This is a genomic window from Staphylococcus nepalensis, from assembly GCF_014635045.1.
GTDB classification, from domain to species: domain Bacteria; phylum Bacillota; class Bacilli; order Staphylococcales; family Staphylococcaceae; genus Staphylococcus; species Staphylococcus nepalensis.
On the sequence record NZ_BMCF01000001.1, the window covers coordinates 458,930 to 481,510 of the forward strand.

Sequence of the window (22,581 nt, forward strand, 5' to 3'; positions counted from 1 at the left end):
TTCCCTACTTATCCTTGTCGGAATGGTACAACGAAATCATTTTAGCAACAATTGATTTCTGCCCCGTTCCTGCTTTTTAAATTATATTAAGCAACCACACTAAACTAATGACTAACAATACAATTGTCACAATATAAATAGCTAACTTTTCCGCTTTATTTAACGACTTTTCTTTATGTGTAAATAAACTAAATAAAGATCCGTCTTTACCCATAAGTAACGCTATGGAATAAACAAGTAAAATTATAGCTATAATTAACACTAAAAACGCGACGTATACCATTCACTTTTACTCCTTTGGATTTAATATTTTTAGTTTCATATACATTCATTTTACCTTAATATTTATGCTACAAAAATATATAGCTATTACAGACTATCCTTTACATATCTTGAAATGATTTACCTTGTTTTTTGATACGTTTCATCTTAAATGGTGCATAAATTAATACGATGATAATAATAATTCCCATATATCCTATGACTGGATAGAAGAATGTCATTAAATCTGTAAAACCTGCAAAACTAATGACGAAACCAATTAAAGTGAATATCGTATAAAATATTTTAAATTGATTCGTTTCAATTTCAGTGAAACGTGTAGCTAACGAATAAAACATGCCTAAACAAGTATTAAATATCATTAAATAAACAACAATTGACATAAATACACCTAAAATAGGGGAAATATCATTGACTAAGCCGAGCATTGGTAATGGTAAATGCCCCACTGTTTCAATTTTAGAAAAAATTGCTAAGTGGCTTACCATAATCATTAATCCTAATACAAAACCACCAGCTAAACCGCCCCATGCAGCAACTTTACTATTTCTCTCATTACCACCCATAACTATGGACATAGATGCGCCTAGTCCCACATTAAGTGAGACATAATTAACGCCTGCAATAAACCAATGTGGTACAGCTGATTTATGACTTTTAGCTAATGTATCTAATTCACTAAACGAACCTGACATCGTAAATAAACAATATATAGCAACGATGATAATGCAAATAATCAATAGCGGAGTAATGTTACCAATTACTTTCACCACGCTATCTACGCGTAGCATACCAAATAGCAGCACTAATATAACCATGAGCGCAGTACCATACACGGCTGGTATACCAAATTGTTGTTCAAAATTTGAGCCTCCGCCTGCAAGCATAACGACACCAAATCCAAATAAAGCAATGATTAGTACAATATCTACTAGCCATGCAATGACTTTGCCAAATACTGTACCACCAGTCAATTTATGTATAACGTCATTGTGTCCCTCAGCTTTAAATTTACTACCTAACCAAACCAACATCATACCTACATAGGCGAATAACACGGTAGAAACAACGCCTGCAAGTATACCAGCAGTTCCGAAACTCGTAAAATACTGTAATATTTCTTGCCCTGAGGCAAATCCTGCACCCACGATAATACCAATGAATGCACTACCTATTAAAAATATCCTTTTCATATAAATCCCCTTCGCTAATGTTAAGTTAAAACCACTTTCAAGCATTCACAAACGTTTGGAATATAAATAAATATTCTCTATACTCTTTTGATATTAGCTATAATAACTGAATTGATTATACACTTTAAGTTTTTAAAACGCTATTTGTAAAGCACTTCACGCTTATATCATTTTCTAGTTACTGAAGCCTTAGCAGGACAACACAAGCTTTAAAAGTATAGGATTTCTATTCCTTTCCATCTCCCCTTTGATTCCATAATTATAAATGATTATATAAATAACAAACATTTAAATTTGCAAGCGTTTACATTATTATAATAACTCACTTAATATTCTTTATCAATTTACTTCATTTTTAATGATGTATATTAAAATATAGAAATGATGTTAACATGTTTGTTGCATGCAATCATTCCTGAATTCAATCAATTTACTAACTTAAACTGTTGATTACTGTTACAATAATATAGGTTACGATTAAATTTATATTATAGGAGTGATCTTGTGACAGAGGAATACATTTATAAAAACACGGTGCAACCATCTTGGATAGATCATAATAACCATATGCATGATGCACAATATTATTCCATTTTCAGTGATGTAGTCGTTGGGTTTTTTGAATCAGTCGACCTATATGTTTCTTATCGACAGACGCACGAAATTACTATTTTCAGTTTAGAATCACATATATCATTTTTGAAAGAACTTTTATTAGATGATGCGTTTTACGTTAAAGTACACATTTATGATTATGATACAAAAAGAGTACATTTATTTCTCACTATGTATAATGGCAAAGATGAGCGCGTCGCTACATATGAAGTCATAATGATCGGTGTTAGTCGTGTTACACGTCGTAGTATGTCATTCCCTCAGGCCATCTTAGACAAAATCGAATCAGCTTATCATGTTCAACCAACTTTTGAAGCACCTACACAATTAGGCCATGTCATTGGTATTACTAGAAAATAAAAGATACTACTTGAAACTTTTTAACTAAAACAAGTGTAACACAGACGTCCATACTTTAATTTCTGTGTTACGCTTGTTATTCTAGCTAATCAAACATATTTATTACGCTTTAAACATATAATAAAGACTTTCTTTGGTAAATGATAGATGTTGGTCATATGATCCACCACGATGGCCGTTCAAATCGATTAAATAGCCAATATTTAAATTCATTAACTGCGCAATTAATGTACGTACAAAATATTCTATTTTAACATCACGCATTTCACCTTGATCAATCAGTCGTTGAACCATTGGTTTTAAATTACTTACAAGACGTTTATTAAATATTTCAAGCACCACAGATTGAAATATTTCGCTCGTCATTGCTTCATTTAATATTACCTTCAGCAGTAACCTATTTTTATACATGAATTCAGAACGATTATCCACGAACGTGTTTATAAACGAACTCAAAGTATTTGTAGCTTTCAACTCATTCATAAATTCCATAGCGACAGTTGGGGCTATATTATCTTTGATTACAGGAAGCAACCCTGCATATAGAAGTGATTCTTTATTTTTAAATTGTTTATATACTGTACCTTCAGCTACACCTGCTCTTTTAGCGATATCACTTGTACTCGTCTTGTTATACCCTTTTTCACTAAAAAGTAAGAGTGCGCTTTCGATAACTGAACGTTGCTTTTCAGTTAAATGATTTAATTTAGGTACAATTTCTTCAACTATAGCTTTAATATTTCGATTCATGTTCATTCCCACCTATACTTAAACTTTTCTATACCGCTTCATACCTAGCACGTTTAAAATCAATAACAACACAAAAATGCCAAATAGTACGCATAAATGGATATAAATATCTTGTATTCCAAAGCCTTTAATCATTACATCTTGAATAGCTTGTCCTGTATAAAACAGCGGCATGACATGTGCGAAGTATTGTAACCCTATATTCATTGATGACACAGGTATTAACCCTGCAAATAGCACTTGAGGAACGATTACAAGTGGTATAAATTGGATCATTTGAAATTCTGAAGATGCGAACGTTGATAAGAGTATACCGAATGTTAATGCTACGAGCGCAGTTAATATAGTTGTAGCTAGCACTAACCAAACCGAGCCCTCTACAGCGATGTTTAATACATATATTGCATATATGACCACTACAAACGTTTGAATCACGCTAAACATGCCGTATCCCATAATATAGCCATAAATAATATGACTCCGTTTAATAGGTGAAGCTAATAAACGTTCTAAGGTGCCTGATGTTCGTTCTTTTAATAAACCAATACCAGAAATTAAAAAAGTAAAGAAGAACACAAAAAATCCTATTAAAATTGGGTTTATCATATCAAAATAAGTAGCATCGTCACTACCATATAAATAATGCGTATTCATTTCTATTGGCTTACCTACATTTTGTTCATTACCTGATAAACTTTGCGCCATTTCAGGGTTATTAGCTGCTTGTGATTTGATATGATTTAAAGCTTCTTTTAATGATTCTGTATTTTCTTTCATTTGATTCATATTATGATTCATAAGCCATTGTTGATTAGCTGAGCTCATTACGCCTCTATCTGTTGGATTATCATTTGCAAAGGTAACTTCTAACTGATCATTTTCCATATAAATAAACCCGGTTAAGTTATCTTCTTTAATTTTGTGTGCAATATTTTGGCTATTGTTAAATGATTCAGTAGTGATATCTTGCCCATGCAATTCATTCACCAGTGATTGCGGGACGTCATGCAGTCCTACCTTGACGCCATTTGTATTATCTGAAACCGTAAATATATAATATAATAGCGTTAATATTAAAAGTGGTGCTACAAGGAGTAACATTAGCGTACGCACATCCCTAATCGTCTGTTTAAAAATACGCTTAGCAATATAAAAGGCATTCATATTTAATCCTCCATTTTCAAGAATACTTCTTCAATCGTATCTGCTTGATATTGATCTTTAATATGCTGTGGTGTACCCATAGCAATAATTTCGCCGTGGTTCATAAGTAAAAGTTTGTCACAGCGCGTTGCTTCATCCAATACATGTGTAGTGACAAGAATACTTTTTCCTTCTAATTTTGCTGCGTTTAAATCTTCCCATACGGCTTGCCTTAGTTTAGGATCGATGCCTACTGTCGGTTCATCTAGAATCAATATCTTAGGATTTTGTAAAAAACTAATAGCTAAAGACAACCTACGTTTCATTCCACCAGAATAGGTTGAAACTTTTTTATCTAATGACGCTTGTAATTTCACCATATCACTACATATTTTCACACGCGCTTTAATGTCTTTTCTTTTTTTGATATAAATACTACCAAAGAATTCCAAATTCTCTCTTCCAGTTAAGTCTTCATAAAGCGCATCACTTTGTGCCATATAACCAATATCCATTAAAGTTTTCCTGTTTGGCATTTCAACACCATCTATTGTCACTCCGCCGCCATCTAGGTTTTCCATGCCCAACATACACTGAATTAAAGTTGTTTTACCAGTCCCAGATGGACCAATCAAACCAACAATTTCACCCTTTTCAAATGAAATATTTATATCTTTGAGCACTTTTTTATCACCAAAATTTTTACTTACGTGATTCACTTCAATCATCATCAACACCCCACTTCTTTCTTAGTGAGTAAACGCTCACTTTGAAAGCATCTTACCTCTTTTTTTACAAAGTGTCAAAATAGCAATGTTTTTCATGACGAATTTAGCATTGACTTTGACAATCAACGATATAATTGTTATTTTTAGATAGAACGGTCATTCTACTAAGAAAGTGTGAGATTATTGTCACAAAAAAGGCAAGATATATTATCAACTGCTGAACGTTTGTTTTATGAATATGGGTTTCGTGGCGTAGGCTTAAAACAAATTATTCAAGAAGCTAATGTCGCCACTATGACTTTATATAATCACTTTGATTCTAAGGACAATTTAGTCGAAGCAGTATTAAAACAACGTGAAGCTAGATATTGGTACTATTTAGACAGTTACGTAGAGAAGCAACCAAATCAGCCTTTTATCTCAGCAGTGAAAGCACATTGCGAATGGCTCAACGACCATTCATATAAGGGTGATATGTTTATGAGAGCGATTGAAGATTATGCATACACAGATAATGAAATCGAAAACATAGCTCGAGGGCATAAACAACGTTTATTAAATTATTTAGAAAAACTTGCGAATGATGCAGGCATCGTTAACGGTTTAGATCTAGCAATTCAATTTACACTATTACTTGAGGGCACAACGTCCATGACAGCCTTACTTGGCTCTAAAAAAGCAACATCACATGCTATAACAATGGCTGATTTATTACTTAACGAGGCTCATAAAGGCGTTTAATTTTTAAACGAGATCGAGAATAATTTATTTTATAACTCATCTCGTATTTTTTAAACCGGAAAATAGAATGAACATTCTATCTAATAAAGGAGGAATTTGTAATGAAGTTTTCTAAACTTGTGTTCCCTGGTATCGCTATGATAGCGACAACATATGGTTTAGGCCGTTTTAGTTTTGGGTTATTTCTACCAGAAGTCACTAATGATTTACATTTAACTGCTTCACAATCTGGTGTTATTTCATCTTTATTTTATTTAGCCTATTGTTTTACTATTATTTATTCTACGCTACAAACAGATAAAATTGGCCCTAAACGTATGATTATGCTTGCCGGTTTTTCTGTATTGATTGGTTTGGTCGGTATTGGATTTTCACCGAACGCAATCATTCTATCCATCGGCGTTATTTTTGCAGGTGCAAGTACAGGATTAATTTCCCCACCTTATGGTTATACCATTTCTTTATGGATTAAAGTCCATGAACAAGGGAAAGCGAATACTTGGATTAATTCAGGTACAAGTATTGGTTTGATGTTCACTGGTATTACAGCAATGTTTGCTTTTATAGATTGGAGACAAACTTACTTTGTTTACGCAATATTAGCGCTCGCTGTTTTAATTTGGAACTACCTTATTATTCCTTCATTAAAAGAAGATATAAATATTCATACCGGTTCATTTAATATACGGGATATATCAGCTAGTACACGTATCGTGATAACCTCCACGTTGTTAGGAATTTCAACAGCTACTTTTTGGACATTTTCTAAATCATTTGTGCAAAATACAGGAAATTATTCTGATTTCGCCCTTTCTATCTTTTGGATTCTAATTGGATTATTTGGCATGATAGGTGGTATATCTGGCGCAATAATTGATAAACGAGGTCTTCATTATGCGTTTAATTTAGGTGTCATTGCACTCGCAATTGCAACGATTGCGCTTGCTTTCACTCCAAACATTTGGTTAATTCCATTTGTATCTGCCTCTTTATTTGGAATGAGCTATATATTCTTAACGGGTGTACTTCTAGTTTGGGGTATTAAAATATTTGTTAAAAACGCTTCTCTTGGTATAGGTATCCCTTTTTTAATGTTAGCTGTTGGACAAGTTATTGGTGCCTCATTGGCAGGGTTATTAATTGATGCATTTAATTTTATGTATACTTTTATTATTTATGGTGTCATTGGATTTATTCCACTTTTCATTTATCCTAAAGTTAAATTAGAAGAAAACCAATTACCAAAAGGAGACTACAGCCAACTCCAACACCAAAACCCCGAAATTATAAACCATGAACATATAGAGGACAGTGAAACGCACCATACAGATCATCAATATTACTAATTAAGCATAACCCAGGAAATATTAATCAATAAATGGTTTTATGGGTCATAGATAACAATATTCTTGTTCCAAGCAACGCGCCTTCATTTGAAATGAAGGCGTATGTTTATATTTGAAACGCTTGATGGATATGTTACTTAGTTTAGTTGCTTGCGCAAAACTACAATCCGATCCTATTACCTGTCAATTTTCCGCTTTTTATGAATTCTGACTTTATGATATTTAATCATTTTTTGTAACATACTTTGAAATAGGCCCAAAATAATTCTTACTTTTTCAGTAAGGATACTTGAAATAGAAGAAGCCCTCTTGTATAGTGTTAATTATCAGAAAATTCAATTTTATAGGAGGACTTATATATGTCTCAAAATAATTGGCATTTAGACACTTTATCTATTCACGCTGGGCAAGAGGTAGATGACTTTTCAAAATCACGTGCAGTACCTATTTACCAGACTTCTAGTTATGTGTTTGATGATACAGAACATGCAAGAAAACTTTTTGCTTTAGAAGAACCAGGAAATATTTACACTAGAATTATGAATCCAACACAAAATGTTTTTGAGGAACGTATCGCCGCACTTGAAGGTGGTATTGGGGCTTTAGCTACCTCATCTGGCCAAGCCGCAATTCATTTAGCATTGCTCAACATTGTAGAAAATGGTGATGAAATTGTCGCATCTTCTAATCTATACGGCGGTACATATAACTTATTAAATGTCACTTTCAAAAAATTAGGGATTAAAGTACACTTCGTAGATCCTAGTAATCCAGATAATTTTAAATCGGCAATTACAGATAAAACTAAAGTTGTATATGCTGAAACAATTGGTAATCCTAGAATAGATGTTTTAGACATTGAGACAGTAGCTGATATCGCACATGCACATAACATTCCGTTAATTGTAGATAATACTTTCCCTACGCCATATTTATTACGTCCTTTTGAATATGGTGCAGATATCATTGTTCATTCTGCAACAAAATTTATAGGCGGTCACGGTACTTCAATTGGTGGCATTATTGTTGATAGTGGGAAGTTTAATTGGAACAATGGAAAATTCCCTGGTTTAGTTGAACCAGATCCAAGTTATCACGGTGTATCATATGCCAATGACGTGGGTGAAGCTGCTTATATCACAAAAGCACGCGTTCAATTATTACGCGATTTAGGTTCTGCAGTTTCGCCTTTTAATGTGCATGAATTTTTAATTGGTTTAGAAACATTACACCTTCGTCTCGAACGCCATTCAGAAAACGCACTTAAAGTAGCTCAATTTTTAGAAAACCATCCAAATGTCTCATGGGTCAATTACCCTGGTTTAGAAAGCAATGCGTACCACGACCTCGCTCAAAAATATTTACCGAATGGTCAAGGCGCTATTTTAACATTTGGTGTAGATGGTTCTGTTGAAGATATTGCTAAATTTGTAGAATCTTTACATTTATTCTCTCATCTAGCAAATGTAGGAGATTCAAAATCATTAGTAATCCATCCGGCGAGCACTACACATTTACAGTTATCACCAGAAGAACAACAAGCTTCTGGAGTACTACCAGAATTAGTCAGACTGTCAGTAGGTACAGAAAATATTGATGATATTATTTCAGATCTTGAACAAGGCTTGTCAGAAGCTCTTGGAAAATAATTTTTAAGTATCCTAATATTTAAAATAAATAGTGTTTAAATGAGGCGAGACATCAATGATGTCTCGCTCTCTTTTAGTATAAAGGCAGTATTTGTAAAGTATCGCCTTTAAATAACTACGTTTAAAGCGCTATTTTTCAAATTATTAGAACAGCCGTGTTTATGCATGAGCATATGCGCATGTTACCCATTTGCCATTATAGTTCTTATACAAAACTGCAACCCTTTCATTTTTTTCCTTATACGTGCGTGACAAGGGACTCTTTTCGAGAAATATTATGGCTATCCCACCTTTTAAGACGTCCTGGTAATATAACCTCACACAAACCGAAGACTACTGGCAGCGTAATATTTCTTATGTATATCTTTTCTGGTTTCTGAAAATTTCTCTTTGAAATTACATATTAATATTGCGATAATAACTATAATTATTTAATGAGTTGGAGGTGCCGTTTGGATAACTATAAAGATAAAGCAACCATGAATGTGATATTACTTGCAGGCAAAATCTTGTTATCTTCTGGAGCAGAGATCGCTCGTATAGAAGATACGATGAGACGTATAGCAATTTGTATGGGTTACTATAACAGTCAAGGATATGTAATTAACGTATTTATTAACTTTTCATTAAGTGAAGCACATGATACTCGCATTTTACGTATTGATAAGAACAGCACTAACTTACTTAAAATATTTCAAGTCAATGCCATTTCACGTAAACTTACAGGCAATCAACTTTCTATCGAAGAAGCGTTTCACTCACTTCAACATATTGATAGATCCAATTTAAGCATTCCTCTATGGAAAAAAGTCATTGCTGCAGGTATTATTTCATTAAGTTTTTTATACTTACAAGGTGGCACGTGGGCTGATGCGCTTACAACCATTGTTGCTGGTGCAGTAGGATTTTTGATAGTCGAATATATGCAAAGTAAATCTTTAACGATGTTTATACCTGAATTTATAGGTTCCTTTATTTTAGGGACGATAGTTATATTTGGCTCTGAATTATTTCATGTGAAGCAATCATTTGGCCCAGCTATGATTGCTTCTGTTATGCCCATCGTACCAGGCGTACTGATAACTACTGCTATTCAAGATTTATTTAGTAGGCATATGTTAATGTTTACTGCAAAATTCTTAGAAGCGTTAGTGATTGCTTTTGCAATTGGCTCTGGCATTGCAATCGCTTATTCCATTTTTTAAGGAGGCCGTATTTTGACGATTTTATTCACATTTTTATGTAGTTTTAGCGCATCCTATTTCTTTAATGTCATATACGACGCGCCTAAAAAATTATTTATTCCTGCTGGCTTTGCTGGTTCAATGGGTTACTTTGTCAGTTATATTTTAGAACAATCATTCGAAATAGATGCTATATATTCAAGTTTAGTTGGTAGTTTAACTTTAGGATTAATTGCGCAAATGATGAGCCGGATTTTTAAAGCGCCTGTTGTACTTTTTATGATTCCAGGCATTATCCCTCTAGTGCCAGGTAGTATTGCTTTTAGGGCTACACAACAACTTGTCACTTTAAATTTTACAGATGCAACAAATACCTTTATAAGAGCTATTTTAATCGCTGGTTCTATTGCCTTAGGCTTATTGCTTTCTGATCAATTATCTAAAACTTTAAATATTAGAAAATACATTTCAATTAAGCGAAATAGGTTATAGTTTTAGCGATTCAATACCACTACGATTCAAAAAAGCGAGACCCCAAAACCTTAATTAAAAATCAGTTGGGTTCTCGCTATCTATATTTAATAATAAGCTTATTTCTTATTGCGGATTAACAAAATAAAGCCCTGTTAATACATTTACTTTTAAATCACTTACTTTAATGTGAAATGGTTTCTTTTGGATTAAATGGTGCTTTTGTGTATAATCTTCAATCATTTCTTTATATGGTAATACACTTTGAGTCACCCCGCCACCAAGCACAATATGATAAACATTAAATATGTTATATAAGTTATTGCACAATTGTTGCGTTAATAATAATACTTCATCCATCATCCTCGTGATATTTTCATCTGCTTTATTCATGAAAATATCGATAGCTTCTCTCGTACTCACCTTTCTTTCTAATATATCACTCGCTTTTCGACTAATAGCTAATCCTGAAAGTTCATTTTCAACACAACCAAATTGATGACAAACAGGACATTGATAATTGCTGTCATTTTTTATAATCGTATGGCCAATCTCACCAAAATTGCCATCAACACCTGTGATAAGCTGGCCATTTCTGATATATGCCATCCCAATGCCAGTGCTTATCGTTAAATAGATGATATCTTTGGTCTCCGATTTGATGTATTGATATTCAGCTAATATAGCAGCATCTGTATCGTTTACAAAATGAGGTGTAAATTCACTGTGTTGTTTTATGTAATCTCCTGCGTTGAAGCCAATATAATCTTGCAAATTGGGTGGATTTAAAAATAATCCCTTCGTATAGTCACACGGCCCTGGCATAGCGATATTTAATGTATTTTGATCGATGTTTTTATAATTTTCTTTATATTTATTTGCGATACTCATAATTTCCGAAAACTCTGCTTCTGGATCATTTATATAGGTATCGAATTTTTGGCTTTCAATCACTACTAAATGTTCATCTATAAGTCCAACAATTGTTTTGGTACCACCTATATCTGTACAAATTTTTAACATTCAGAACAACTCCATCATTCATTTTATAATTTTAATTATGAATAAATAGAGGTGGAGTTAAAACTAATTTGCCTTAAACTAAATCAGTCTTTCCCACCTCTTCATTTTATACGTAACTTATAATCATTGTCATTTCACCGTTAAATATTATGGCTTGATCTGTTGCTGTTAAGATAAAATGGGTCCCCTTTTCTAAAGTATAAACGTCGTTATTGATACTTATCTCACCGTTTCCGTCCACAATTGATACAAGGCAATACGTGTTAGGCTTTTCATAAGTCAACTTACCGTTCATTACCCAACGCTCAACAGTAAAGAAACTGTTCGAAACAAATTGCGTGTAATTTTGACCTTGAATCACTTCGTGTTTAGGCGTTGTGTTAGGCGAATTAGTTGAAAGATTAATCACTGATTTACTTTGTTCTAAATGTAAATCACGTTTATTACCTGCTTTATCTGTACGATCATAATCATATATTCTATATGTTGTATCCGAAGATTGCTGCGTTTCTAATATTAAGATACCTTCTCCAATGGCATGAACTGTACCAGCAGGCACATAGAAAAAATCTCCTGGTTTGACTTTAACTCTATTAAACAACGCATCAAACTGTTGGTGGTCTATCATTTCATCTAATTCCTCTTGGTCTTTCGCATGAACACCGTAAATAATTTCAGCATCTTCTTTAGCATCTAATATATACCAGCATTCTGTCTTACCATATTCACCTTCATATTTTTGTGCGTAAGTATCATCTGGATGAACTTGTACTGATAATTTATCATTTGCATCTAATATTTTGGTTAACAATGGAAACTTTGCATCTCCTGATACACCAAATAACGATTTATCTTCATCCCATACTGCTTCTAACGTCTTCCCTTTATGTTTTCCATTTTCTATTATATTCGTACCATTTGGATGTGCCGAAATCGCCCAACACTCTCCTGTATTCTCATAGGGGATGTGATAATTGAATGCTTTTAGAGCTGTCCCACCCCATATGCGTTCTTGAAATACTGGTTTTAAAAATAATGGCATGTCAATGAACCTCCATCTAAATATCTTTTAATATATTATAAATCTGTTCCTTACGTGTCGCATTTATTAAACTCTGACGAATGTCATCGTCCATTAAGGCTCTTGATAGTCTTTGTAATAATTTTAAGTGTGTGTCACTACTATCACTTGGGACAGTGATTAAAAATATCATTTGTGGTGATGTACCATCTAAACTTTCCCACTCTACACCTTGCTTATTGTTCATCACTGCTACAATAGGTGCTTTAACCGCATCTGACTTGGCATGAGGAATCGCTACATTCATACCAATAGCTGTTGTTGATTCTGATTCTCGTTTTAAAACATCTGTTTTTAATTGTGCTTTATCAGTTATATAACCATGTTCATTTAAATTTTCTATCAGTTGATCAATCGCTTCGTCTCTAGACAATGATTGTTCAGAAATATGAATTACTTTTTCATTAAAGACGCTATTGGCTTCTGATGTTTGCTCCTCTTCTTCTAACTTGTCATCCTCTTTACCTTGAGTTGTTTTATCAGGACTAGCCATGCTTGTTTCTACATTATCAGCCTCAACTGCAAGTGTTGGTGTTTTTCTTCTTAAAATTAAAACTACACTCATTGTAACAATACTACCAATGATTACTGCGATAAAGAACCATAATATTTGATCGATGCCTCCTAAAACTGCAACGATCGGGCCACCGTGTGCCACTCTATCACCTACGCCGCCAATGGCAGCAACTACAGCAGCAACCATAGCACCAATCATATTGGCAGGTATCATTCTAAATGGGTCTTGTGCAGCAAAGGGAATTGCGCCTTCCGTAATACCAAATAATCCCATTGTAAATGAAGCTTTCCCCATTTCTATTTCACCTTGATTGAACTTATGTTTATTTACAAATGTAGCAAGTCCCAGACCAAGGGGCGGCGTACATACCGCTACTGCAACCATTCCCATAACTGCATAATTTCCTTCTGCAATTAAAGCTGAGCCAAATAAAAATGCTACTTTGTTGACTGGGCCGCCCATATCAAAGGCAATCATAGCACCAACAATTAAAGCTAAAATAACAATATTAGTTCCTTGCATACTTTTCAACCAAGTAGTCAGTCCTTCAAAAATACTTGCAATCGGCGCACCAATTAAGAAAATAAAAATCAGTCCGACAATTAATGACGAAATAATAGGTATGATAATGATAGGCATAATCGGCGCCATCGCTTTAGGTACTTTAATATTTTTAACCCACTTCGCAATATAACCTGCAATAAAACCAGCAACGATACCTCCCAAGAAGCCTGCACCTGCATCACTACCATAAAAACTACCATCTGCAGCAATCGCACCACCGATCATACCAGGCACTAAACCAGGCTTATCCGCAATACTAACCGCGATATAGCCTGCTAATATAGGAACCATAAAGCTAAATGCTAAGTTACCAATATTTTCAATAGATTTCCAAAATGAATCTTCTGGTATCACTAAACCTTTAGATGTTGCTTCTCCGCCTAACGTTAATGCAATAGCCATTAACAATCCACCTACTACGATGAAAGGCACCATAAAAGAGACACCATTCATTAAATGTTGATAAAACATTTGCATGCCACTTTTTTGTTCTTCATCTTCTTGATTCGTGTTCCCACTACGATCATGATGAATATGTCCATCTCTATCAATTATACGTTGGATTAATTCTTTTGGCTTATGAATACCTTCTCTCACGCTTTCGTTGATAATTAATTTCCCGTCAAAACGTGATAAATCCACTTGGCGATCTGCCGCTATAATAATACCATCCGCTTCTTTTATTTCTTTTGCTGTTAAAACATTTTCGGCCCCAACGCCGCCTTGGGTCTCTACTTTTATATTGACGCCCATCTCTTCAGCAGCCTGTTCTAGTTTTTCTTGCGCCATATAAGTATGCGCTATGCCGTTTGGACACGATGTAATTGCTAAAATTTTCATAATGTCATCCTCCTTACACCTCATTGTAAACGCTTGCTTATATAGATAAAAAAGCATAATTGCCGTTGCTAGTGGCAATTATGCTTTAATTAATTTTATAATATGTTGTTTTAACTTTTGTGTTTCCATCGTCATTATTTGATCGACATCATGTTCACTTAATTTCGCAATGAGGTGTATTAATTTTTTCATAACAGGCGCATCGTTTTCTGTTATTACTAAAAAGAATACTAATTTAACTTTATGTTGTTTCCATATAAATCCTTGAGGGTTTTTGAATATCAGCACATGAGACTTCATAACTTCTTTTGGATTACCATGTGGGATGCTGATGCCATTACCAATATATGTAGAAGAAAATTGTTCGCGTTCTATTGCGCTCTGCATATAAGTTTCAGTAATCGCATATTGTTGCGTTAAAAATTCCTGAGCCTTTTCAAAAACATGTGAGGCAGCAACTTCACTTGTAATCGTCTGAACATCAAATTGAATATCAGATATTTCACTTTGCTTTAATACAGGATTTCGCTTGTGATTTATAAACGTTTTAATTTCGTTGACGTCACCATCAGAAAGTAACGGAGACACTTCAATTACTTTTAGTGTGTCTGGTAAATTCGTAGTATCTATTGGATGTGTTGTGATAAGTGCATCTATATTTGAAAAATCGTATGTTGCTAGTAACTCCAATCTTAAAGTATCAATAATTTTAATATGATCATCCAGGTTTGCAATCTTCGCTTCTAACAAACTAGATATACCTAATCCGTAATAACATGTAATTACAATATTAATTTCCTCTCTATTATTCCGATCAATAGAGGATTGAAAATGTAAAGCTAAAAAAGCAATTTCATCTTCGACCAAGCTTAATTTTGAATCTTTTTCAAGGTGATAGACTGTTTCATACAAAGCATTAAAAACAAATGGATAATATTTCTTTATTTCGTCCGTTAGTGGGTTGTTGATATATACATTTTTAACAATACGCAAGTAAGTTCTGCTGAAATGTGCATAAACATTTTCTCTTAATATGTCATCGTTTGTAAAGTTAATACCGATATGCTGCTCCATTTGATAAATCATACGATCAATATAACTTTCAACAAAAATGGTTTCTAAACCTAAATCATATTTATTAAAATAATAGCTAATAAAAAATGAAAACAATTGGGCAGTTTCATTAGATAAACGATAGGCTAATTTATAATTGATATCTTTGATACATTGTTCAGCTATTTCTTGCGCCTCTTCATTTACAACCCACGATGTTTCACTTGCCCTTTCTCTTTTTATAATAATAATCAAATGAATGAGCAATTGCTCAATGCGTAAATCAGAAGTCTGAATATCATGTTGCTTTAAAGTTGCTTTAATAATATGGAATATTGTTTTAATATGTGCTTGTGGCATTTCATTAAATATAAGTGCTTCGACTGTTTTATTTTTCGTAGATAACTGATTCAAATGTAATATCGCATTTCTGACATCCATTTCGTTACCGATTATTGTAATACCTTTTTTCTTTTTAATATCTACTTCTATTCCAAATGAACGACACCATGCTTGTATTCTGTTCACATAATCATGAGCTTCTTTTTTGGTAATTGTAAATTCTGTTTCTATTTGTTCAATTGTAATAGGTTTTTGATACATCAATAGCTCATACCCAAGTTTCAATAATATCTCATTTTCCTGAGTCAAAAATGTCTGAATCAACGTTTCTAATGTTTCCTCGCTATAACGATTATAATTGATTTTATATCCTTTTCCTTTAACGCTTGTAATCAAACTATTGATGATTTCACTATTGATGTATTGTATATCGTTTCTCACAGTTCTATTAGAAACATTTAAATAACTTGCAATCTCATCCCCACTTAGATAATAATTTTTGTTACTCATAAACAACTGTATAAGTTTTGTATGTCTTTTTAACATATATACACCACACTTTTCTTTTACTACCTACGTCTTCTGTAGTGATTATCCCTTATAATATCAAGTCAATTGTAGTCATAACTTATCATTTAAGCAAGATATCTTGATATAATTTGGTTTTTAATGATGTATATAAAGACGGGAATATAACATTAAATTTAACGTTATATTCCCGCCCTATAAAAACATATCTTGTTATCGTACGAAACAAGACATTTTTTAAACTATGCTTTCTTTCTACGTACTATAATTACGTCTTCAAAAATTATTCACTTGCTTTAGCAATGGTTTGTTGAATGTATTGATGTGCTTCAGTTAGTTGTTCAAGTTCTACATCACTCAACTGAACTTCAAAACGTTGCTGAATACCATCACGAGTTACTAAAGTGGGTAAACTAAAGGCGCTTTCTGCCAATCCATATTCATTGCTAATTGAAGTTAATGGCATAATTGTTTTTTGGTTTAAATATATGGACTGAATAACATAATTGACTACTTTAGCAATCGCCGCATTCGTCCATCCTTTTTGATAAAAAACATCCATAGATACCTTATCAATAATTTCAATGATTTTCTCTTTATCAATGGGCGGTATACCAGCCAATTTTTCAAACTCATGTAATTCCATGCCATGCACCCTTACTTTACTCCATACTGGTACTGCGTGTACACCATGTTCGCCAATTACAAAAGCTTCAATATTTTTAGGGTCTACTTGATAATATTTTGATATTAACGTTTTAAAACGTGACGTTTCTAAAGCTGTTCCTGTCCCGATTATCTTATGTGTTGGATAATCTACTTGATTGCTTAAATAAGTCATTGTATCTACTGGGTTAGAAACTAAAATAATAATCGCGTCTTGTGTTACTTGACTAATTTGTTCCATGACTGCTTTTATCATTTTACGGTTTCCTTGCGCCAAAGCAACACGGTCACCTACTTCAGGGTCAGTCGGTACACTTGATGTGACTACAATAAATGCCGCGTCAGCTAATGTTTCATATCCTCCGGTATATATGTCAATATGATTGGAATTAGGTAAACCTTGTATATGTTCGTGGTCCAACGCTTCTCCACTCGCTCTTTGTTCATTTGTATCAATTAATACAATTTCTGAAAAAATATTTAAACTCTGCACATCTGTTAAAACTTGACTTCCAACTCTACCAAGTCCAATGATGCCTAATTTTGTCATATATCCTTGCCCCCTATGTCTTTATATCATATATTAATTATCTCACTCTTTGGTTATTTTTCATACGGAACCACATCTTGGTTATACTCTTTTTCAATAAATTGCTTCATATCGTCAGACTGTAAAATTTTCAATAATGTTTGATATTCCTCATCATCTTTATGACCTTTTTGAACTGCAATAATATTTGCAAATGGAGATGATTTCCCTTCAATTGCGATGGCATCTTTATGCGGTGTTAAACCGTTATCAATAGCATAATTCGAGTTCATAATAACAGCTGCGCCTTCTTTGCTCTTATATGTTTTAGGTAAAAATTCTGCGCCTTGCTTATTATTAAATTTAAGGTTCTTTTTATTCTCTACAATATCATCGAATTTAGCGTCTTCAATGTTGACGCCTTTTTTAATTTTAATTAATCCTTTATCTACGAAAAAAGATAAGAAACGCCCTTCTTCTGCCGGATTATTCGAAACATAAATCGTAGACCCATTAGGAATATCTTTGATATCTTTATACTTTTTACTATAAACTCCCATTGGCGTCGTAAATACTTTTCCCACTTCTTCTATATTATAATTGTGATCATTTCTCTCCGCTTTTAAATAAGGGACATGTTGGAAAAAGTTTGCATCTACGTCGCCTTTATCTAAAAGTTTATTAGGTACTTTATAATCATTAACCACTTTAATTTCCAAATCATAACCTTCTTTTTTCATTTCATCTTTAGCATGTTTTAATACTTCTCCATGCGGTGCTGGTGATGTGGCGATTGTAACTTTTTTATTTTCTTTACCATTGGATGAACTACACGCTACGAGTATTATTGTAAAAAACACTAATATAGCTAAGCTGATTAACTTTTTCATAATATTTCTCCTTAATATGTTTTTTTAAAATGAACTCATATGTAAAAAAATACTTCCTCTTAAATAAGAGAAAGTATCCACCTTCTCTCATCTCCGAAAGTAAACATTACTTCCTGTGAATTAGCACCATTTCATTAAACGATGGTTGCTGGGTTTCATCGGGCACATCCCTCCACCACTCTTGATAAGAGTCAAAACTATGTATTTGAGTTGTATTAATCCTAGCATTATACTCATATTTAGTCAATTAAATTTTAGAAAATTCTAATTATTAACCATTTTAAATAAATGGATAGAAATTGTTCCATGTGAAACGGATATATCTACATGATTAGTAATAAATAAATCCATTCAAATTATGTAAAATAATGCTAACTAGTAGGATTTTGGCGGTTTTTCAATAAATATAAACAAACCTGTGACCATCATAATCTATATGATCATTTTAAATATGAGCTATTGATTGATGTTTAATAATAAATCACTTCGTAATCTTGTATGCGTAACTTTAAAGGAATAGTGGTATATAAATAGCAATATTTATTCATTAGAAAAACAAGGAGTGTTTAAGATGCGTATTTTAATCTTGGGAGCAGGCGGCATAGGAGGATACTTTGGTGGTCGTTTAGTAGAAAGCGGTAAAAATGTCACTTTCTTAGTAAGACCGAAACGAAAATCCTATTTAGAAAGAAATGGTTTGGTGATTCATAGTGACAATGGAGATTATAGCTTTAATCCACAGTTGATGACTAAAGAAGCAGAAACGGAATCCTTTGATGTTATCCTGTTGTCTTCAAAATCGTATCATCTTGACCAAGCGATTGAGGACTTAAAACCATTTGTACACGAACAAACTGTGATTATCCCATTACTTAATGGTGTCGCACATATTCCAAAGTTACAATCTATTTTTGGAAAAAATAAAATTATGGGCGGGTATTGCATCATTGAAACTGCCTTAAATACAACTGGTGAAGTCGTACAAACAAGCGATTTTGACAAACTTTTCTTTGGAGAATTGGATGGTACAGTTAGTGATAGAGCTAAACTAATAGAGCAATCTTTTTCCGGTTCCAAATCCGACTTTATGTTAAGTTCTGATATTAACCGTGGTATATGGCAAAAATATTTAATGATCACTGTTTTATCTAGCGTCACAACAATGATGCATGCACCAATCGGTCCTATACGCGACAGTAAAGGTGGCGTGGATTTCGTCCGATCTTTATATGAAGAAGTTGCATCTATTATACGAACTCATAAAGCACCACTGGATGACAATATCGTTGAAAAATATATGAAGGGGTTAACTCAGTTATCTTACCATTTCAAAACTTCTATGCAACGCGACATGGAAAAAGGATTGAATATCGAAGCTGACCATTTACAAGGTTATTTATTAAATCTAGCGAAACAGTATCAACTAAATGCGCCACTACTATATGCTTCATATCAAAACCACAAGGTATATAAAGAAATGATTCAATAATCAATACAAAATGGAGAGACTTGTAAATGACATTCAATATGCAATCACACCCTTTTGATAACGCAACATACTTAAACCAACAAGAAACAGGTGTTTATTTCGGACACACGTCTGCCAATTATGCGAATATGATCGGCCCATTTGGTGGCGTTATTGCTTCAACATTATTACGCTCTATCTTAGAACACCCCGATTGTATTGGAAGCCCTGTTTCACTCACGGTCAACTATGCTGCACCTGTCAAAGATAAAGATTTTAAAATAATAGCAAAACCAACAAGAACAAATCGCTCAACCCAACACTGGTACGTAGAACTCTTGCAAAATGAACAAACAGTTATATCAAGTACTGCCGTGACTGCACTCAAAAGGAACACTTGGTCTTCTACAGAATTAGCAATGCCAGAAGCGCCTCCATTCAAAGAAGTTCCCAAATTACCAATGATAGATGTACCGCCATGGGTACAAAATTATGATATTAGAATCATTAAAGGTGCGCCTCGTGCCTTTACAAACGACAGCGTTACAGATTCTGTTACATTGCAATGGATAGAAGACATGCCAAAGAGAAAATTAGATTACCTATCACTCACATCCATTTGCGATGCTTTTTTCCCTAGAATATACGTCCGTCGCGAACCTTTCGTTCCGATTGGGACAGTATCATTAACAATCTATTTTCACATAGATGCATCAACTTTAGGCAAAGAGAGAGCGCAACCTGTGCTAGGACACACCCGTGCAATTAATTTTAATGAGGGTTTCTACGATCAAACCGGTGAAATTTGGAGTTCTAATGGGGTATTATTAGCTACAACAACTCAGCTTGTTTATTATAAAGCATGAATGTAAATTGGCATTAAAAAGGACGCGTCTACGAAATCATTTTAGAAAAATATGGTTTCTGACTCGTCCCTTGTTTTATTTATGATTGCTGTTCGTTTGCTTCTTTTTGATTTGTACGTTTTTGTAACATGATTGATACAGCTGCAACAATAATAATTAAGATAATGATGCCGATAATCCCTAAGTATTTAGCGATGTTTCCTAATACAACACCTACTACTAAGAAGTCTGTATCAGAGAATGTCGTAGCAGCGCCACCTAATTCACCTAAAAACGGTAGGAATAAAAGTGGCAAGAAAGTAATTAAAAGACCATTTAATGCTGAACCAGCAACTGCGCCTTTTATGCCTCCTCTTGCGTTACCAAATACACCGGCCGTAGCGCCTAAGAAAAAGTGTGCTACTACACCTGGTAAGATAACCACGCCACCGAATAAGAATAATATAAACATGCCAATAACGCCTACAATAAAGCTTACAAAAAAGCCTATTAACACAGCGTTTTGTGCATAAGGAAAGACAATCGGGCAGTCTAATGCTGGTTTGGTGTTAGGAACTAATTTTTCAGAGATGCCTTTAAATGCAGGTACAATTTCTGCAAGAATTAAGCGAACCCCAGTTAAGATAATAAACACACCTGCTGCAAAAGTAACACCTTGGATAAGTGAAAATACAATAAAGTTCTGTCCGTCGCTAATTTCTGCATGTACATAACTTGGTGTAGCAAATAACGCTGCTACAAAATAAAGTAATGTCATTGTTAACGAAATACTAATCGTACTTTCTCTTAAGAAACTCAATCCTTTCGGAAAATTGATATCTTCCGTAGATTTAGACTTTCCTTTAAATAACTTTCCTATTTCGCCCGCAGCCCAGTAACTCATCGTACCGAAATGCCCTAACGCGACTTGGTTATTGCCAGTAATTTTTTTCATTGTCGGTTGTGCTAACGCAGGTAATAATGCCATTATCAAACCTAAAATCACTGCACCAATAATCACAGTCAATGTACCTGTTATATGACCAACTGACAATAATATGGCTAAAAATGCAGCCATATAAAATGTATGATGGCCTGTTAAAAATATATATTTCAAATTTGTAATACGTGCAATAATAATATTTACAATCATACCAAAGACCATAATTAATGCTGCAGTCGTGCCATATTGTTCTAAAGCAATTGAAATGATAGCTTCATTATTCGGTACAACGCCTTGTACACCAAATGCATGTTGGAAAATTTTACCAAATGGTTCTAACGATTGCGTCACCACATTGGCACCTGCACTCAAGACTAAAAATCCTAAAATCGTTTTTATTGTACCTGAAGTAATATCAGTGGCTGATTTTTTTTGGACAATCAATCCAATAAAAGCGATTAAGGCTACTAATATCGCTGGTTGGCTTAACACATCAACGATAAAATCAAGTATTGGCTTCATTGTATTACCTCCTTACTGAATATTAAAGTACGTTTAGATCAGTTAATTTTTCATCTAATTTTTGTTGTAGTTCTTCTTTGTCTAATATGTTATCTAGTACAATCACGTCGCCTAGTTTTTGTGTGTTTTCTTCTAAATCTCTACCGCATATAAATAAATCTGCCATATCTGGACTGGCGCTCATAACATCGCTATGTTCTACTTTAATATCTGATGGCGCATTTAAATTTTTCAATGCCTCTTGCGCATTCATCTCTACCATAAAACTACTTCCTAAACCGTGACCACACACTACTAAAATTTTCATT

The 22,581-nt window shown here is 33.7% G+C and carries 21 protein-coding genes and 1 riboswitch; of the genes, 8 read left to right on the plus strand and 13 right to left on the minus strand.

What is annotated here, in order from left to right; genetic code table 11:
• Positions 1-76: 76 nt before the first annotated feature.
• Together IEU88_RS02195 and IEU88_RS02200 are read right to left on the minus strand one after the other, a co-directional pair.
• Entirely contained in the window at positions 77-283 is a 207-nt protein-coding gene (locus IEU88_RS02195; RefSeq protein ID WP_096808322.1) for a hypothetical protein, read from the minus strand.
• A 100-nt stretch (positions 284-383) separates the two neighbouring features.
• Positions 384-1,475 (minus strand): YkvI family membrane protein, encoded by a 1,092-nt coding sequence (locus IEU88_RS02200; protein ID WP_096808321.1) that lies wholly within the window; start codon positions 1,473-1,475, stop codon positions 384-386.
• A 504-nt stretch (positions 1,476-1,979) separates the two neighbouring features.
• On the opposite strand from IEU88_RS02200, the gene IEU88_RS02205 reads away from it, so the two are divergent.
• Entirely contained in the window at positions 1,980-2,450 is a 471-nt protein-coding gene (locus tag IEU88_RS02205; protein ID WP_096808320.1) for a thioesterase family protein, read from the plus strand.
• A gap of 102 nt (positions 2,451-2,552) precedes the next feature.
• On the opposite strand, the gene IEU88_RS02210 is transcribed toward IEU88_RS02205, so the two are convergent.
• The 3 genes from IEU88_RS02210 to IEU88_RS02220 are packed head-to-tail and all read right to left on the minus strand — an operon-like array spanning position 2,553 to position 5,071.
• Positions 2,553-3,200, minus strand: a complete 648-nt coding sequence (locus IEU88_RS02210) for a TetR/AcrR family transcriptional regulator (protein ID WP_103372808.1) — start codon at positions 3,198-3,200, stop codon at positions 2,553-2,555.
• A gap of 18 nt (positions 3,201-3,218) precedes the next feature.
• Complete coding sequence (locus IEU88_RS02215; protein WP_103372809.1) at positions 3,219-4,364, minus strand: ABC transporter permease; 1,146 nt, start codon at positions 4,362-4,364, stop codon at positions 3,219-3,221.
• 2 nt (positions 4,365-4,366) lie between these two features.
• On the minus strand, positions 4,367-5,071 hold the full coding sequence (locus IEU88_RS02220) for an ABC transporter ATP-binding protein (protein WP_096811190.1): 705 nt from the start codon (positions 5,069-5,071) through the stop codon (positions 4,367-4,369).
• A gap of 183 nt (positions 5,072-5,254) precedes the next feature.
• On the opposite strand from IEU88_RS02220, the gene IEU88_RS02225 reads away from it, so the two are divergent.
• The 5 genes from IEU88_RS02225 to IEU88_RS02245 all read left to right on the plus strand — a co-directional run bounded on the left by IEU88_RS02225 (position 5,255) and on the right by IEU88_RS02245 (position 10,483).
• Entirely contained in the window at positions 5,255-5,812 is a 558-nt protein-coding gene (locus IEU88_RS02225) for a TetR/AcrR family transcriptional regulator (RefSeq protein ID WP_096808317.1), read from the plus strand.
• Positions 5,813-5,913: 101 nt separating this feature from the next.
• Entirely contained in the window at positions 5,914-7,158 is a 1,245-nt protein-coding gene (locus IEU88_RS02230; protein WP_096808316.1) for an MFS transporter, read from the plus strand.
• A gap of 359 nt (positions 7,159-7,517) precedes the next feature.
• Complete coding sequence (locus tag IEU88_RS02235) at positions 7,518-8,807, plus strand: homocysteine synthase (RefSeq protein WP_096808315.1); 1,290 nt, start codon at positions 7,518-7,520, stop codon at positions 8,805-8,807.
• Between the two features lie 452 nt (positions 8,808-9,259).
• A complete protein-coding gene (locus tag IEU88_RS02240) occupies positions 9,260-10,012 on the plus strand; it encodes a threonine/serine exporter family protein (protein WP_096808314.1) in 753 nt (250 codons plus the stop codon).
• Positions 10,013-10,024: 12 nt separating this feature from the next.
• Positions 10,025-10,483 (plus strand): threonine/serine exporter family protein, encoded by a 459-nt coding sequence (locus tag IEU88_RS02245; RefSeq protein ID WP_096808313.1) that lies wholly within the window; start codon positions 10,025-10,027, stop codon positions 10,481-10,483.
• Between the two features lie 105 nt (positions 10,484-10,588).
• Here IEU88_RS02245 and IEU88_RS02250 read toward each other — a convergent pair whose 3' ends face one another.
• From IEU88_RS02250 to IEU88_RS02275, 6 genes are all read right to left on the minus strand, one after another.
• Complete coding sequence (locus IEU88_RS02250) at positions 10,589-11,485, minus strand: ROK family protein (protein WP_103372810.1); 897 nt, start codon at positions 11,483-11,485, stop codon at positions 10,589-10,591.
• Positions 11,486-11,591: 106 nt separating this feature from the next.
• The gene (manA, locus tag IEU88_RS02255) at positions 11,592-12,527 is read right to left on the minus strand and encodes a mannose-6-phosphate isomerase, class I (protein ID WP_096808311.1); all 936 of its coding nucleotides are present in this window, start codon (positions 12,525-12,527) and stop codon (positions 11,592-11,594) included.
• Between the two features lie 16 nt (positions 12,528-12,543).
• Positions 12,544-14,487, minus strand: a complete 1,944-nt coding sequence (locus IEU88_RS02260) for a PTS fructose transporter subunit IIABC (RefSeq protein WP_096808310.1) — start codon at positions 14,485-14,487, stop codon at positions 12,544-12,546.
• Positions 14,488-14,565: 78 nt separating this feature from the next.
• Positions 14,566-16,428 (minus strand): BglG family transcription antiterminator, encoded by a 1,863-nt coding sequence (locus tag IEU88_RS02265; protein WP_103372811.1) that lies wholly within the window; start codon positions 16,426-16,428, stop codon positions 14,566-14,568.
• A gap of 265 nt (positions 16,429-16,693) precedes the next feature.
• A complete protein-coding gene (locus IEU88_RS02270; RefSeq protein ID WP_103372812.1) occupies positions 16,694-17,626 on the minus strand; it encodes a lactate/malate family dehydrogenase in 933 nt (310 codons plus the stop codon).
• Positions 17,627-17,679: 53 nt separating this feature from the next.
• Entirely contained in the window at positions 17,680-18,495 is an 816-nt protein-coding gene (locus IEU88_RS02275; RefSeq protein WP_103372813.1) for a MetQ/NlpA family ABC transporter substrate-binding protein, read from the minus strand.
• 84 nt (positions 18,496-18,579) lie between these two features.
• A riboswitch (SAM riboswitch) is annotated at positions 18,580-18,686 on the minus strand.
• A gap of 380 nt (positions 18,687-19,066) precedes the next feature.
• On the opposite strand from IEU88_RS02275, the gene panE reads away from it, so the two are divergent.
• Positions 19,067-19,984, plus strand: coding sequence for a 2-dehydropantoate 2-reductase (gene panE / locus IEU88_RS02280; protein ID WP_103373264.1), 918 nt, complete (start codon positions 19,067-19,069; stop codon positions 19,982-19,984).
• Positions 19,985-20,010: 26 nt separating this feature from the next.
• The gene (locus IEU88_RS02285; RefSeq protein ID WP_103373265.1) at positions 20,011-20,829 is read left to right on the plus strand and encodes an acyl-CoA thioesterase; all 819 of its coding nucleotides are present in this window, start codon (positions 20,011-20,013) and stop codon (positions 20,827-20,829) included.
• Between the two features lie 79 nt (positions 20,830-20,908).
• Here IEU88_RS02285 and ulaA read toward each other — a convergent pair whose 3' ends face one another.
• Positions 20,909-22,273 carry a PTS ascorbate transporter subunit IIC gene (ulaA, locus tag IEU88_RS02290; RefSeq protein WP_096808304.1) on the minus strand — a complete coding sequence of 455 codons (1,365 nt, stop codon included), beginning with the start codon at positions 22,271-22,273 and terminating at the stop codon, positions 20,909-20,911.
• A 22-nt stretch (positions 22,274-22,295) separates the two neighbouring features.
• Positions 22,296-22,580: a PTS sugar transporter subunit IIB gene (locus IEU88_RS02295; RefSeq protein WP_096808303.1), complete on the minus strand. Its 285-nt coding sequence runs from the start codon at positions 22,578-22,580 to the stop codon at positions 22,296-22,298.
• Between the last annotated feature and the right edge of the window lies 1 nt (position 22,581).

Coding starts and splice junctions, on each gene's coding strand:
- IEU88_RS02215 (WP_103372809.1), bottom strand. CDS start 4,364: ATGAATGCCTTTTATATTGCTAAGCGTATTTTTAAACAGACGATTAGG.
- IEU88_RS02235 (WP_096808315.1), top strand. CDS start 7,518: ATGTCTCAAAATAATTGGCATTTAGACACTTTATCTATTCACGCTGGG.
- IEU88_RS02195 (WP_096808322.1), bottom strand. CDS start 283: ATGGTATACGTCGCGTTTTTAGTGTTAATTATAGCTATAATTTTACTT.
- IEU88_RS02200 (WP_096808321.1), bottom strand. CDS start 1,475: ATGAAAAGGATATTTTTAATAGGTAGTGCATTCATTGGTATTATCGTG.
- IEU88_RS02260 (WP_096808310.1), bottom strand. CDS start 14,487: ATGAAAATTTTAGCAATTACATCGTGTCCAAACGGCATAGCGCATACT.
- manA (WP_096808311.1), bottom strand. CDS start 12,527: ATGCCATTATTTTTAAAACCAGTATTTCAAGAACGCATATGGGGTGGG.
- IEU88_RS02220 (WP_096811190.1), bottom strand. CDS start 5,071: ATGATTGAAGTGAATCACGTAAGTAAAAATTTTGGTGATAAAAAAGTG.
- IEU88_RS02295 (WP_096808303.1), bottom strand. CDS start 22,580: ATGAAAATTTTAGTAGTGTGTGGTCACGGTTTAGGAAGTAGTTTTATG.
- IEU88_RS02265 (WP_103372811.1), bottom strand. CDS start 16,428: ATGTTAAAAAGACATACAAAACTTATACAGTTGTTTATGAGTAACAAA.
- IEU88_RS02230 (WP_096808316.1), top strand. CDS start 5,914: ATGAAGTTTTCTAAACTTGTGTTCCCTGGTATCGCTATGATAGCGACA.
- IEU88_RS02270 (WP_103372812.1), bottom strand. CDS start 17,626: ATGACAAAATTAGGCATCATTGGACTTGGTAGAGTTGGAAGTCAAGTT.
- panE (WP_103373264.1), top strand. CDS start 19,067: ATGCGTATTTTAATCTTGGGAGCAGGCGGCATAGGAGGATACTTTGGT.
- IEU88_RS02250 (WP_103372810.1), bottom strand. CDS start 11,485: ATGTTAAAAATTTGTACAGATATAGGTGGTACCAAAACAATTGTTGGA.
- IEU88_RS02285 (WP_103373265.1), top strand. CDS start 20,011: ATGACATTCAATATGCAATCACACCCTTTTGATAACGCAACATACTTA.
- IEU88_RS02210 (WP_103372808.1), bottom strand. CDS start 3,200: ATGAATCGAAATATTAAAGCTATAGTTGAAGAAATTGTACCTAAATTA.
- ulaA (WP_096808304.1), bottom strand. CDS start 22,273: ATGAAGCCAATACTTGATTTTATCGTTGATGTGTTAAGCCAACCAGCG.
- IEU88_RS02275 (WP_103372813.1), bottom strand. CDS start 18,495: ATGAAAAAGTTAATCAGCTTAGCTATATTAGTGTTTTTTACAATAATA.